Genomic DNA, 13,487 nt, shown 5'->3' with positions numbered 1-13,487 from the left:
CACCTGGAAGGGTGACCCGGCTTTTTAACGTCTGCCCGCGGTCATTTCCGATAGCGCGCCAGCGTCAGTCCGTCGAGATCGATCTCCGGCTTGTGCTGCGTAATCAAATCCGCGACCACGCGGCCCGAACCCATCGACATTGCCCAACCCGTTGAACCGTGCCCGACGTTCAGCCAGAGATTGTCCACGCCGGACGGACCGAGTAACGGCGCGCCATCGGGCGTCATAGGACGGCGGCCCACCCAGAAGTGCGCGGAAGTCGGATTGGCGGCGTGCGGAAACCAGTCGCTGAGCACTTTCATCAGTGTCTGCAAGGCCTGCTCGCGTAAGGTTGTCTGGCGATTGCCGAGTTCCGCGGTGCCGGCCACGCGCAGATTGGTGCCGAAGCGCGTGATCGCCGTTTTCAGCGACTCATCCATCAGGGCCGCATGCGGGGCTTTTTCTTCGTCGGTGACGGGCAATGTCGCCGAATAGCCTTTGACCGGGTAGAGCGGCACTTTCACGCCGAGTGGCGCGAGCAACGCCGCACTGTCGACGCCCAGCGCCACTACCACCGCATCCGCTTGCAACGTCTCACGGCCGCGTTCACTCTCGATACGCACACCGCGCACTGCACCGCCTTGCACATCGAGCGCCGCGACGCGTGTGTCGAAGCGGAACTGCACACCGTTGCGCTCGCAGATCGCACGAAGTTCGCGGGTAAAGCGGGCGCAATCGCCGGCTTCGTCGTCGGGGAGGTAGAGACCCGCGAGTGGTGTCTGACGCGCCCAGCGCAAACCCGGCTCGATCTCGACGCACTGTGCCGCGCTGACTTCCCGATGCACGATGCCCGCGTCGCGCAGGATAGCCAACGCCGGTTGCGCAAGTTCGACGTCGTACTCGCTGCGGAACAACTGCAGATAACCCTGGCTGCGGCCGTAGTCGAACGGATGACGGCCACGGAATTCGTGCAGACAGTCGCGGCTGTAATAGGCGATGCGTTGCATGCGCTGCTTGTTGACGCGAAAGCGTTCGAGGTCGCATTCACGCAGCCAGCGCGCGATCCAGCGCCATTGGGCCGGATCGAAGGTGGGGCGGAAGATCAGCGGCGAGGCTGGCTTGAACAGATATTTGAGGATTTTCGCCGGCATGCCGGGCGCGGCCCACGGCGTCACGTACCCCGGCGCAATCACGCCGGCATTGCCGAAACTGGTGGAGAGCGCGACGTCCGGCTCGCGCTCGATCACGGTAACGTCGCAGCCTTGCTGGCGCAGGTAAAAAGCGGTGGTGACGCCGATCACGCCGCCGCCCAGAACAATCGTTTTCATGTGGTAGTACAGCGATTTCAGGCGGTGGGGCTGGTCGCGCCGAGCACTTTGCCCTTGGTTTCCGGCAGACACACTGCGGCGACGATCACCAGCAGATAGCCCGAGCCGGCGACGATACCCATCGCCTTAACAAGCGTCATGGTTTGCGACAGTGTACCGACCAGGATCGGAAAGAACGAGCCAAGACCGCGGCCCAGGTTGTAGCAGAAGCCTTGCCCCGATCCGCGGATCGAGTTCGGATACAACTCCGACAAATAGGCGCCAACGCCGGCGAAAATCCCTTGCACGACGATGCCGAGCGGGAACCCGAGCGCGAGCATCATGCCGTCGGTGATCGGCAGCATCGTGTAGACCATGCCGAGCACGAATGAGCCGATCGCGAACAGCACAAACGACGCGCGCCGGCCGATCTTGTCGCACAGAATCGCCCCGACGATGTAGCCGGTGAACGAGCCGACGATCAGCACGATCAGATATCCGCTGGTGTTGAAGACCGACAGATGGCGCACGGTTTTCAGATAGGTCGGCAGCCAGGTGGTGATCGCGTAATAGCCGCCGAGCATGCCGGTGCATAGCACGCTGCCTAACAGCGTCGTTTTGAGGTACGGGAAGGAGAATATCTGCAGGAAGTGCGAGGTATCGAAGCCGCTTTCGCGGGCGCGGCGCGTTTCGAGAAAGATTTCAGGATCGCTGACATTGCGGCGGATGTAGATGATCCACAGCGCGGGCAGCAGGCCGATCCAGAAGCAGGCGCGCCATGCGTACTGCTCCGGCAACAACGCGAAGAACGCCCAATAGATGATGGCCGCCGCGGCCCAGCCGAAAGACCAGCTGCTTTGCACGGTGCCGACCGCTTTCGCACGATGCTGAGGTGAACGGATGGTTTCGGCCATCATGATCGTCACGACCGACCATTCACCGCCGAAGCCGATGCCTTGCAGCGTGCGCGTGGTGAGCAGTTGCCAGAACGAGTGGGTGAAGCCTGACAGGCAGGTGAAGATCGCGAAAGTGGCGATGGTCCACTGGAGCACCCGCACTCGTCCGTAACGGTCGGCAAGGATGCCGGCGAGCCAGCCGCCGATCGCCGACGAAATTAGCGAGCTTGTCGCGATCATGCCGGCTTCGCTTTTGGTCATACCCCACGTCGCGATCAGCGTCGGAATGAGGAACGAATAGATCATGAAGTCGAAGGCGTCGACTGCGTAGCCGCCGAAGCCAGCGTAGAGGGTGCGGCGTTCGCGCTGGGTCAGTTCTGTGAACCATTGAAGAGAGGGCATGTTTTTTTGTGGTCTCCGGGCGGTTTTTGCCGACCGGTGCCTTCCGGCGGTTTGATAGTGGATTTTTGTATTCTAAGGGGACGAGGTGTTGTGCGGCCAGTTGTGGTCAAAAATGGCGACAAGTAAGGAATTTCGCTCCGGTTTCTTACCAACTACTACGATGTAACCCAAAGATTATTAACCACGGTTAAACTGCGCCCGCAGCACTTGAGCTGCGAAAATCCTCCTCACGCCGGCGCTCGCCACCCTTAATGCTCGTAACCGCAAAAACCTGCTCGCCATCCCGTCGCTCCGCGAGTACGCCTTTGCGAGCACACCAATCGCGCCGTGCGTTCCTGAAATCTTCGGCAAGCGTGCTGCTGCTTTCGGGCGTGAGTAGTTCGTTGCTGTCGGCTTGCGGGGGCGGAAATCTGGACGCTGGTGTGCCGGAAACGCCACGTCTGGCGTCGGTGAATAACTTCCGCGATGTGGCGGGTGCGGCTGCCGGCTACCCCACAGTCGACGGCAAACAGATGCGCCGCGGCACCTTCTATCGCGCGAACGCGCTGACCCTTAGCGCCGCCGATGCAACCGCCCTCGAGAAACTCGGTATCGCTTCGGTCTACGATCTACGCACGCCAGGCGAAATCGCGCGTACCGCGGATATCCTGCCTGCCGGCTCCACATCGCAAGCACTCGACGTCCTGGGTATCAGCGACTTCGTCGCGCCAACGTTCGATACGACAGGCGCCGCCGTGGGGTTCATGGAAGCCCAGGCGCGTGCCTATGTCACCGGCGCCGCCCAGCGCGTCGGCTATGGCGAGCTCCTTACGCGGCTCGCCAATGGCGCAGGCGCGCAGCTGTTTCATTCCAACGCGGGTAAGGATCGCACCGGTTGGGTCGCGGCACTCCTGCTCAGCATTGCCAACGTGCCGCTCGACGTCATCATGCAGGACTATCTGCTCAGCAACGTCTATCTGGCTCAATCGATTGCGGCGCAGACCGAGACGCTGCGGGCACAGGACGGTGATGCGGTCGCAACGATCGAGTCGCCGTTGCTCAACGTCCAGGAAAATTATCTGCAAGCGGGGTTCGATCAGGTGCAGACGAGCTACGGCACGATGGCGAGCTATCTGACGCAGGGCCTTGGCATGTCGCAAGCGACGATCGACGCTCTGCGCGACCGCCTGGTCGCCTGACTGGCTTTCGTCTGTGGCTCGCTGCGCCCGGCGTTGCACAGAACGCGTCGGCAGGTACAGACGAAAAAAAGTCCGCCCCAAATAACTGGGCGGACGGAGAAGGGCGGCATCGAGGTTGCCGGGGGCGACTATAAGGCCATAGCCATCGCGAAACCCCCCTCCAGTAAGGGCGCGTAAGTGCCCGCGCTCAATGCAGCCTCCCCTTCGCATCATCCTCACGTGTAGGCCGGGCCAACCGGCAATTCGATCCGTACTTCCAGCCCGCCTTGCGCGTGATTGCGCACATGGCAGCGTCCGCCGCGATCGTGCGCGAGCCGCGCGACAATCGCGAGCCCCAGGCCGCAATGACCTTCGCCGCCACGTGCGGCGTCAAGTCGTACGAACGGTTTCATCGCTGCGGCGATGCGGTCGTCGGGAATGCCGGGGCCGTGGTCGCGTACGCTGATTACCCAATGCCGGTCAGTGCGCGCCGTGGCGATATCCACCGGCGGCGAGCCGTGCTCGAGCGCGTTATCGACGAGGTTCGTGACCAGCCGGTCGAGCAAGGTGCGCGGCAGCGTGAATGACGAACCGGCGTGCAGAGCGAGCGTGAACAGCGGCGTCTCGGTGCTGTCGCTGGCGGAAAACTGTTCCTGCAGGAATTCGTCGACGCCGACCGGCGGCCCGGCGTCGGCGGACTGGCCGGCAAACTCCAGAAACTGCTGGACGATGTTGGTCAGCGAGTCGACGTCGCGGATCAGTCCGGCCCGCTCGCTTTCCGCGACCAGCACGCTTGCACGCAATTTGAGCCGCGTGAGCGGCGCTTTCAGATCGTGCGCGACGCCGGCCAGCATCACTGCCTGGTCGTCGCCGGCCTCATTGATGCGTCGCATCATGTCGTTGAAGGAGCCGATCAGATCGCGCAGTTCACGAGGGCCTTGCACGGTCACGGGCTCCGGCCGGCCGCCGGAACCGAACGCGCGGGCGGCGTCGGCCACGCGCGACAGCGGCCGCTGCATCTGCCAGACCGCGAACAGCGACAGGATCAGCGCAGCTAGCAGCATCGAGATGGATTCGACCAGGAAGCGCGGGCGCGGCGGAACGTCGACCGGCACGACAACCCAGTTCGATCTGCCGGGAAACAGGACCCATAACTGCGGGGGACGCAGGTCGTCGACAGCGATTTGCGTGCCGGGCGGCAGGTTCTCGCGCAAATGCCGGCTCAGTTCGACCAGCGGATGCATGGTCGGCGTGTGCAGATGAACGCTCGACGGCATGTTCCAGGTGGGCACGAGGTGCACACGCATGGCGGGCGCGAGCGCGGCGCCCTTCATCGGTTCGCCGTTGATTGCCTGCAGCACCAGCAGAATGCCACGCGCGAAGCCGTCGATTTCGTGGCGCGGCGGCTGCATCACCACCAGCACGAACCACCCGGCCTGAATCGCGAACAACACCGCCGTAGACAGCAACGCCATTCTGCCGAACAGCGTGTTCAGCGGGTTTCTCATGCGCTTGAGGCAGCCTCGTCGGCGAACGGCGTGCCGTCGGCGTCGGGCACGAACACATAGCCTTTGCCGCGCACCGTCTGCACGTAGCAGGGATTGGAGGGGTCGTCTTCGATCACGCGGCGCAGGCGCCAGATCGGCACGTCGAGGCTACGGTCGCGGAAGGCGAGATTGTCGCGGTGCACGAGGTCGTGAATCAGCACGCGCGACAGCACCTTGTACGGATTGTTGACGAAGATCTTTAGCAGCGCGAATTCACTGTCGCGCAGCGGCAGCTTCGAATCGTCGCGCGACAACGCGCGCGTGGCGAAGTCGAGTTCGAACGGGCCGAAGCGATACGGCTTGCGGGATTCCGGCGCGCTCGTCGTGGATGGCCCGCGGCGACGCAGCACCGTGTGGATGCGCGCGAGAAGTTCGCGCGGATCGAACGGTTTGGTCAGGTAGTCGTCCGCACCGAGCGAAAGCCCGACAATGCGGTCGGCCACCGTACCGCGCGCCGTCACGAAGATCACCGGGATGTCGTCGCCGGCGGCCCGCAACGCAGTGAGCGCGCGCAAGCCGTCGGTGTTCGGCATCATGATGTCGAGCACGACGACCGACGGCCGTTCACGTTCGAGCCGGCGTTGCAAATGGGTGCCGTCATGCAGCACCGACGCATCGAAGCCGTTCGTCTGCAGAAACTTGCAAAGCAGATCGCGTACGACCGGATCGTCGTCGACGATAAGGACCTGTGGATTCATGGCGAAATTCTAGACTGCCTCACGCGACGCGCGATCTGGTGTTTTCTTACCAATACTTACGTAAAGCCATGCTGGGCCGGCCGATTCGGGCGTCGGGCCCGCTACCAAAGGCTCACGCCATATTTCACGGCCGCCATATTTGGCAACGCTTACCGACGTTCAGCACGGCGCGGCAGTCATTTTGCATCGCCTAAATTCCGCCGATGAAAGAATCTGCGCGAAATTGCTACTGACGGAAACGGGTCGCAACGGGTCGTAAGAACCGCCGGAAAGCGCGCGTTCCTTCGTGCATCGCCACCGCGTGTGCGGCGAGATGATTCGTCGTGCAGTACGTTGCGTCGCATGCCGAAAACAGCCTAACGCCTTGGGCCCACGGCAGGCGGCGTGAAATCGAAACCTAGCGCCACGCGAGGCTCATCATGACCGTTCACAGCAATCTCACTTCAACCCGCTTTTCTTCGCTCGCACCGACGCGGGCTGCGGAGAAACCTGCTCCCTCAAGTACGCCGTCGGCCACACCGCAGGAACGGGAGTCCGTCACCGAGGCGCTGCCCTCGCTGCCGTCCGGGCTGGTCGGGCATAACGTCAACACGACTGCCTGACGCACCGAGGCCCGTGTGTCGACCTCGAGCATTCCTGAGCGTTTTATCCGAGTCGCTGCGTGGTTGACGCTCGGCACGGCGCTGCTGCCACTCGGCGGCTGCGCCGTCGCCGCGCTGCCGTGCCGGCTGACCTCGGCCACGCTGAAAATCATCCCGGTCGTCGGCCATGCCGCGGCCACACCGTTCGACATGTGTTCATCCGCCATCGACTGAATCATGACACTCAAACGGATTGCCTGTGTGCTGGCGCTGCCAGGCGTCATGTTCTCGATGACCGCCCAGGCGCAGCCGGTCGCGCGTGAAGCGAGTGCGGCCAGCACCGTGTCGAAGGGCGCTAGCGCTGAAGCACGCCGGCGTCCGCAGGACAGGCCGTTCGCCTTTCGCGGCATAGCGCTTGGCATCACGCTCGACGAATTCCGCGCCGGCTCGAGCGTGCGGGCTACACCGCTCGGCAGTGTGCCCGTCTGCGAGACGGATGTGCAGGCGGGCGCGCTCGGCATGCGACTGAAATCGCAAGAGAGTCTGACGGTCGCGTGCCGCTGGGCGCATCACGCGGACGACGGCTGGGCGGTGTCGCAAGCGGTCGTCGACGGTGTACCGGCACAGGAGCACGTACTGCGCTTTGCACGTGTCGACGGGCAGAGCGCGCTGCGTCTGTACGAGATTTCTTTTGTGATCGACGAGATCACCGCCGAAGACTTGCGCGACGCGCTCGCCGACCGTTATGGCGCACCGCGTCTGGTGACACAAAGCGTGTCGTCGGGCGCGATGCCGGTCTACGTGTGGGAAAACGCGGTGAGTTCGATCACGTTGTGCTTTCTGCCAGGGACTCGCAACGGCACGCTCACCTATCTGCTGAAGGGCTCGGATGCATGGGTGAAATCGGTCGTTCGGCAATGGCAGGCGAGTGGTGCCGAGGCGGGGTGATGTGCATCATCCATCGCTCCGTTTGCGGGCTGATCTGTGATCTCGATTGCATCGTTGAGCGAAGCGTCGGCACTGCAACCGCAAAGTCCGTTTTCAATCCGGCCGATCGGGCCAAGGAGCATGTATGACTGCGCTACGTCTCACTGTCGCGCTAGGCGCGGCGGCCTGTCTCGCGGCTTGCTCGAGCAGCCAGCAGCCGTCAATCGTTGAAACGCCGATGTCGCCGCCGCTCACGTCGGCGCCGCTGAACGTCAACACGCAGGGTGCGATCTATCAGGCCGGCTCGCCGTTGCTGCTCTACGAGACGCCGCGTGCGCAGCATATCGGCGACGTGCTGACAATCCGCTTGTCGGAGTCGTACAGCGGCAACAATAGCGCGACCGCCGCCGCGAGCCGTTCGAGCAGTATCACCGCGACCGCCGCCGATCAGTCGACCAACGCCGCCGCGCGGCTCGCGAGGCTGTTCAATATCGGCTCCGCCAGTACCGACTATAAAGGGCAGGGCAGTCTTACCGATACGAGCGGCATGACAGGCACCTTGGCCGTGACCGTGATCGGGACCATGTCGACGGGCAATCTGGTGGTGTCGGGCGAGAAGATGATCGCGATGAGCGGCAACCGCGACCGTCTGCGCCTGTCGGGCATCGTCAATCCGAAGGATATCGAAGCAGGCAATTACGTGGCGTCGAGCAAGGTCGCGAATGCGCGCATCGAGCAGGCCGGCGTGGGGATGGTGTCCGACTCCACCACGATGGGCTGGCTGCAGAGAATGTTTCTGAGCGTGCTGACTTTTTAAAGTCGGTGCAGGGCGTGCGCAAGTGCACGCGAGATGCGTGACACAGCGCACACATTCTCTCGTGTTCTATGCAAGCGGCGGTGCGCTGCGTTCCGCCGCGCCGATTTCACCGTCTGGCACGAACACATAGCCGCGTCCCCAGACGGTTTGCACATAGCGAGGCTCGGACGGATCCACTTCGATCAGCCGTCGCAAACGCCAGATCGATACGTCAAGACTGCGATTGCGATGCGCCTCGCTATTGCCGTGCAGTTTCTCCAGCAACTGCGCGCGCGTGAGTACGGTCATCGCATGTGTGACGAACACCTTCAGCATTGCGAATTCGCTCGAACGCAGCGGGATGCGCTCGTTATCGCGGCGCAATTCGCGTGCCGGAAAATTCACCTCGAAGCGGCCGAAACGATAGGGCGCGCGTTGCTCCGGCGCGCTCGGCGCAATCGAGCCGCGGCGGCGCAGGACCGTGCGAATCCGTGCGACCAGTTCGCTCGGTTCGAATGGCTTGCCGAGATAGTCGTCGGCGCCGAGTTCGAGGCCGATCACGCGGTCGATCGGATCGGCGCGCGCGGTCAGCAGGATCACGGGAATATCGTCGCCGGCGACGCGCAATGCGCGCAGCGCGCTGATGCCGTCGAGCTCCGGCATCATGATGTCGAGCACGATCAGCGCGGGACGCTCGTTTTGCAATGTGCGTTGCAGCGCCATACCGTGTTCGAGCGTGGACACCTTGAAACCACGCCCTACCAGATATTCGCTGACGAGCTCGCGTACGACAGGGTCGTCGTCGACGACCAGAATGGATTGGTTCATCCAGGTCATCTTAGTGATCCGCGCGAGCGGCGCAAAGCGCATAACACTTTCGAATCCTTTCTCGTGTAAGAGAAAGCAAGCAGGTTGGCGCGCTTAATTTGCCAGTGATGTCTGGATGGTCTGCATTGGCTGCCGGGCCAGGTCGGTTTGATCGACCACCATCTTGTCGATCAAACCATTGAGCTTGGTCGATGCGGTGGAGAAGCGGTCGGCGTTGAGACCGCCGGTCTGGTAACGCGCGGTGACGAGAATACGCCCGTGCTGGATCAATGTCAGATCGATGATCGACAGATACTGGATGGTTTCGTCGCTAAACGAGCGGCGGCCGTAGTCGATTGCGGCGTTGTAGACGAGGCGCGCCTCGCATCCGGCCGGTGAGGTGCCCGGATTGTAGACATCCGAACGAATGCCGTGCCGGTCGAGCGCAAGTTGCAGTGCCGGCACGAAATCGCCGACCGACACCGTCTGATTCACTTCGATGCAGACGTTATGCACGTCCGCCGGACGGCCGTTGACGAAGGTCGGCGATGAATAGTTCGCCGCGATCGCGTAGCCCGCCTGAATCACGGAGCCGGTGGCATCGGCCGCCGAGATCAGTGTCCACGCGCAGCCGTTCAGACCGAATGCGAGGGTAGCCGTCGCGGCGAGCCACGTGCAAGGCCGCCGCAACGTGACCCACGCGGCCAAAGGGGCCCGCGTGAAAGCGTAAGCGTGCAAGCTCGGCATAGAGGTCATGATGCGGTGCCTGGTGGCGATGGACAGGTGCGGCGAATAACAGCGGGTCGCAGCGGATAGCGGCAAAAACCGGCCACGCTCAGCGCGTGACGCGCAGGCGCAGTTCGTTTTGCCCTTGCACGCTTGCCGTCACGTTCACGCGCCGATCGTCGGTGGTCACGATGAAATGCTGACGCGTCGGCGTGTTGACGTCGTGTACGACGTTCGGGAAGCAGGCGGCGATATCGGCACCGATTTCTTCGAGCGGATCGTTGACGACACCGTCAGCCTGCCAGTGCGCGCGCCAGTGGCAGTCGTAGGCGTGCGTGTTCGCGCGGCAGTCGTCCGCGGGTGACATGCCCGGCAGTTGCGCGGCGGGTTGCGTGTGCAGCTGTTTGAAGTCGGGCGCGTCGACGATGTGTTTGAGCGCGGGGCAAACGTCCGCCGGCTCGTTGGGCTGGGTGGCTTGCGCAGCGTATGCGGCGCTCGTGAGCAGCAGGGCTGCGCCGAGAGCAAGCGCGGCGCGCTGGGTCAAAAGATAGGAGCGGCGATCGAATGACATGTGCGGAGAGTCCAGTATCAGTGAGTGGCGAAGCGGGCCGGACGTGGTACGGCTCGCACGACTATCGTCGCTGCTACAGGGGCTTTTCAAAGCGGGGAACAGCTTGCCCGCTTCGCAAATGCTTTCGAACTCTTCTCGGGTGTTTCCGGATGTTGCGGTGTGTTGCCTGGCCGCGCGGAAGATTGGGAGCGTGTGCGGCGCGCGCAGGGTTGCGCTGACGAGTGGCGTGTTGCCTAACCGAGCGTGAGTCCACCGTCGATATGGATCACCTGGCCGGTGATGTGACGCGCTTCATCGGAAAGCAGAAACGCGATCAGCGCCGCGATATCCGCGGGTTCGGCGACATGACCGAGCGGCGTCGCTTCGGCGGCGCGGGTCCACGCCGATGCGTTATCGGCACTTGGGCCGCGATCTTTACGGGTATAGCCGGGCGCCACGCAATTGACCGTCGCGCCATGCGGCGCAAGTTCGGCGGCTGCGGTTTTCGCCAACGATTCGAGCGCTGCTTTCGCCGCCGCCGTGGCGGCGAACGGTGTATCCGCCCGATAGCGATGCGCGACGAACGAACTGAGCGCGACCACGCGACCCCGCTTCGAGGTTTCCAGGGCGGGCGTCGCACGTTTGACGAGCGCGGCGAACGCGGCCGGCATGGCGGCGAAGGCGGCGCTGAACGCATCCGCGTCGAGTGCGCTGAGCGTTTGCCGTTGCGCGTGGCCGGCGTTCGCGACCAGTTGATCGAGTGCGCCGAAGCTCGCGAGCGTTTGATGAACCACGTGTTCGGCGGCGCCGCGTTCGGCCAGATCGCCGAACACCGTCGCGCAGCGCGCGCCGTTTGCGCTGCAATCGGCGGCGACTTGCGCAAGACGCTGGCGGGATTCGTCGTCGGCACCGCGTGCGTGCAGCATCAACGCGGTGCGTGGCGCAGCGATGCGCCGGGCCAGTGCCGCGCCGATGCCGGAGCCCGCGCCGGTGATCAGGACGACGCGATCGAGTTCGGCGCCGCTCATGTCAGTCGTGCTGCTCGCGTCACCGGTGCTGCTCGTATCGCTCACGTTGTACATGCTGTTCACGCGGCAATCGGTTCGCCGGAGCGCTCGACGTCGAGCGTGTCGCCGTGGAACGCCGCCAGCGATTCGCGATGCGCGACGCTGACGATCGCCGCCTTCGGCAGCCGCTCGGTGAACAGGTGATAGAGACGTGCTTCGTTTTCCGAATCGAGCGCGCTGGTCGCTTCGTCGAGGAACAGATAGTCCGGCTTGTGCAGCAGCACGCGGGCGCCGGCGAGACGCTGTTGTTCGCCCGGCGAGAGAATGCGCGTCCAGTGTCCCGATTCCTGCAGGCGGTCGGCGTAGTCCGACAGGTGGCAGGTGACAAGCGCTTCGCGGCATTCGTCATCGGAATAGGTGTCCGCGGAGGACGGATAGGCGAGCGCGGCTTTCAGCGTGCCGATCGGCATGTAGCTGACTTGCGGAATGAACATCATGCGCGCGTTGACCGGGGCGTCGATCGAGCCGTCGCCGAATGGCCACAAGCCGGCGAGTGCGCGCATCAGCGTGCTCTTGCCCGAGCCGGACGGGCCACGCACCAGCCAGCGCGAGCCCGGCTTGATCGCGATATCGCGGATGCGCGACAGCGGGTTGCCGTTCGGCAGTGAGAGCTGGAGGCCAGCGGTGGTGAGCTTGTCTTCGTCGACAAAGTGAAGATTGATGCCGCCATGCGCGGTCGCGGGCGATGTGGCTTCTTTCATGCGCGACTCATGGACGACCCGCTTGAATTCCCGCAGACGGTTAACAGTAGCGCGCCAATCGACCAGGCTGCCGTAACTGTTGATGAACCAGGAGAACGAATCGCTGACGGTACCGAACGCCTGCTGAATTTGCATCAACACGCCGAACGTGAAAGCGCCAGCGAAGTAGCGGGGCGCCGCGACGACGAGCGGAAAAATGATTGCGATCTGACCGTAGAAACTCAGCACGAAGCTGAGTCGCTTGGTGTATTTCATCACGCGCCACCAGTTGTCGCGAATGCGTGCGAAGACACCTTGGGCGTTGGCCTTTTCCGTCTCCATGCCATCGTAAAAAGCGATCTGTTCAGCGTTTTCGCGCACGCGGATCAGGCCGAAACGGAAGTCAGCCTCAACGCGTTGTTGCTGGTAAGTGATCGATACGAGGGGGTGGCCGAGCTTGTGAATGACATACGAGCCGCCGAGCGCGTACAGCGCCGCGACCCATACCATGTAGCCCGGAATCACGAGCGGCATGCCGCCGAGCGTGATGCTCAGTGCGCCGGCCAGACCCCAGAGGATGGTGATGAACGAAACGAGTGTGACGACCGTCGACAGCAGATCGAGCGACAGCGACAGGGTGTTGGTGGCGAACGACTGCAGGTCGTCGCTGATCCGCTGGTCGGGATTATCGGCGAGCCCATCGCGCTCGATCCGGTAGAACGCGCCCTTGCCCAGCCATTCTTCGAGGTATTCGTTGGTGAGCCACTGGCGCCAGCGGAAGCCGAGCATCTGGCGCAGATACCGGCCATATACGAAGAGAATGATCATCGGGAAGACGATCAGGCAGAAGACCACCATCAGATGCGGAAAGTCTTTGACGTTCTTGCTTTGCAGCGCGTTATAGAACTGCCCGCTCCACGTGTTGAACTTGACGTTCAGCCAGACGCTGGTGAGGTTGATGGCGATGATCGCAACGAGCAGGCTCCACGCCAATTTCCATTCTTTCGAAACCCAATAAGGTTTGATCAGGCTCCAGGCGGAGACTTTTTCGTCCGGCGGCAGCGCGGGGCTGGAAGCGGTATTCGGTGTCATGAGCATCCTGGTGAAGTGCTGGCCCATGCCGGGCTGGCCTCAGTCGGGCCGGCTCAACGGTGGGTTTGCGGTGCGTGCTCCCGGGCGTCGTGCTCGACGAACGCACGTCCGGGTGAGCGTCCGATTCTGGCGCGAAGCCCTTAAGTGAAAATTAATTTCCGCTCGGGGGCCTCGCCTCGATACCGCATGTTGCGCGTGCAACCAGGCGTGTCGCCCGCGCGCAGCTCCTGCGGTATCCGGTCCCGGCATTGTGCCAGAGCGCTGCATGCGGCCGT

General features: G+C 63.2%; 14 protein-coding genes. 5 read left to right on the top strand and 9 right to left on the bottom strand.

Annotated features, from left to right (window positions below):
• Positions 1-41: 41 nt before the first annotated feature.
• Together PQR40_RS22360 and PQR40_RS22355 are read right to left on the bottom strand one after the other, a co-directional pair.
• On the bottom strand, positions 42-1,307 hold the full coding sequence (locus tag PQR40_RS22360; protein WP_408338220.1) for a D-amino acid dehydrogenase: 1,266 nt from the start codon (positions 1,305-1,307) through the stop codon (positions 42-44).
• A 17-nt stretch (positions 1,308-1,324) separates the two neighbouring features.
• Positions 1,325-2,584, bottom strand: a complete 1,260-nt coding sequence (locus tag PQR40_RS22355; protein WP_408338222.1) for an MFS transporter — start codon at positions 2,582-2,584, stop codon at positions 1,325-1,327.
• 251 nt (positions 2,585-2,835) lie between these two features.
• Between PQR40_RS22355 and PQR40_RS22350 the strand changes: the two genes are divergently transcribed.
• The gene (locus tag PQR40_RS22350; RefSeq protein ID WP_408236072.1) at positions 2,836-3,762 is read left to right on the top strand and encodes a tyrosine-protein phosphatase; all 927 of its coding nucleotides are present in this window, start codon (positions 2,836-2,838) and stop codon (positions 3,760-3,762) included.
• 215 nt (positions 3,763-3,977) lie between these two features.
• On the opposite strand, the gene PQR40_RS22345 is transcribed toward PQR40_RS22350, so the two are convergent.
• Both PQR40_RS22345 and PQR40_RS22340 read right to left on the bottom strand, forming a co-directional pair.
• Entirely contained in the window at positions 3,978-5,249 is a 1,272-nt protein-coding gene (locus tag PQR40_RS22345; RefSeq protein ID WP_408509890.1) for an ATP-binding protein, read from the bottom strand.
• On the bottom strand, positions 5,246-5,986 hold the full coding sequence (locus PQR40_RS22340) for a response regulator (protein ID WP_408236066.1): 741 nt from the start codon (positions 5,984-5,986) through the stop codon (positions 5,246-5,248). The genes PQR40_RS22345 and PQR40_RS22340 overlap by 4 nt, the downstream gene beginning before the upstream one ends.
• A gap of 419 nt (positions 5,987-6,405) precedes the next feature.
• Between PQR40_RS22340 and PQR40_RS22335 the strand changes: the two genes are divergently transcribed.
• The 4 genes from PQR40_RS22335 to PQR40_RS22320 all read left to right on the top strand — a co-directional run bounded on the left by PQR40_RS22335 (position 6,406) and on the right by PQR40_RS22320 (position 8,311).
• The gene (locus PQR40_RS22335) at positions 6,406-6,588 is read left to right on the top strand and encodes a hypothetical protein (protein ID WP_408236063.1); all 183 of its coding nucleotides are present in this window, start codon (positions 6,406-6,408) and stop codon (positions 6,586-6,588) included.
• Positions 6,589-6,633: 45 nt separating this feature from the next.
• The gene (locus PQR40_RS22330; RefSeq protein ID WP_408236139.1) at positions 6,634-6,801 is read left to right on the top strand and encodes a DUF6726 family protein; all 168 of its coding nucleotides are present in this window, start codon (positions 6,634-6,636) and stop codon (positions 6,799-6,801) included.
• 3 nt (positions 6,802-6,804) lie between these two features.
• Entirely contained in the window at positions 6,805-7,515 is a 711-nt protein-coding gene (locus tag PQR40_RS22325) for a hypothetical protein (RefSeq protein WP_408236061.1), read from the top strand.
• A gap of 124 nt (positions 7,516-7,639) precedes the next feature.
• Positions 7,640-8,311 (top strand): flagellar basal body L-ring protein FlgH, encoded by a 672-nt coding sequence (locus PQR40_RS22320; protein WP_408236058.1) that lies wholly within the window; start codon positions 7,640-7,642, stop codon positions 8,309-8,311.
• Positions 8,312-8,377: 66 nt separating this feature from the next.
• Here PQR40_RS22320 and PQR40_RS22315 read toward each other — a convergent pair whose 3' ends face one another.
• The 5 genes from PQR40_RS22315 to PQR40_RS22295 form a co-directional block, all read right to left on the bottom strand.
• Positions 8,378-9,118 carry a response regulator gene (locus tag PQR40_RS22315; protein WP_408509889.1) on the bottom strand — a complete coding sequence of 247 codons (741 nt, stop codon included), beginning with the start codon at positions 9,116-9,118 and terminating at the stop codon, positions 8,378-8,380.
• A 93-nt stretch (positions 9,119-9,211) separates the two neighbouring features.
• Positions 9,212-9,853: a hypothetical protein gene (locus PQR40_RS22310; protein WP_408236052.1), complete on the bottom strand. Its 642-nt coding sequence runs from the start codon at positions 9,851-9,853 to the stop codon at positions 9,212-9,214.
• Positions 9,854-9,932: 79 nt separating this feature from the next.
• Complete coding sequence (locus tag PQR40_RS22305; protein WP_408236050.1) at positions 9,933-10,394, bottom strand: hypothetical protein; 462 nt, start codon at positions 10,392-10,394, stop codon at positions 9,933-9,935.
• Between the two features lie 233 nt (positions 10,395-10,627).
• Positions 10,628-11,401, bottom strand: coding sequence for an SDR family NAD(P)-dependent oxidoreductase (locus PQR40_RS22300; protein ID WP_408236136.1), 774 nt, complete (start codon positions 11,399-11,401; stop codon positions 10,628-10,630).
• 59 nt (positions 11,402-11,460) lie between these two features.
• The gene (locus tag PQR40_RS22295; protein WP_408236047.1) at positions 11,461-13,212 is read right to left on the bottom strand and encodes an ABC transporter ATP-binding protein/permease; all 1,752 of its coding nucleotides are present in this window, start codon (positions 13,210-13,212) and stop codon (positions 11,461-11,463) included.
• Positions 13,213-13,487: the final 275 nt, after the last annotated feature.

The organism is Paraburkholderia sediminicola, from assembly GCF_046026855.1.
Lineage (GTDB): Bacteria > Pseudomonadota > Gammaproteobacteria > Burkholderiales > Burkholderiaceae > Paraburkholderia > Paraburkholderia sediminicola_A.
Note: the sequence above shows the minus strand (reverse complement) of the source record. Positions and strands in the feature narration are given on the sequence as shown.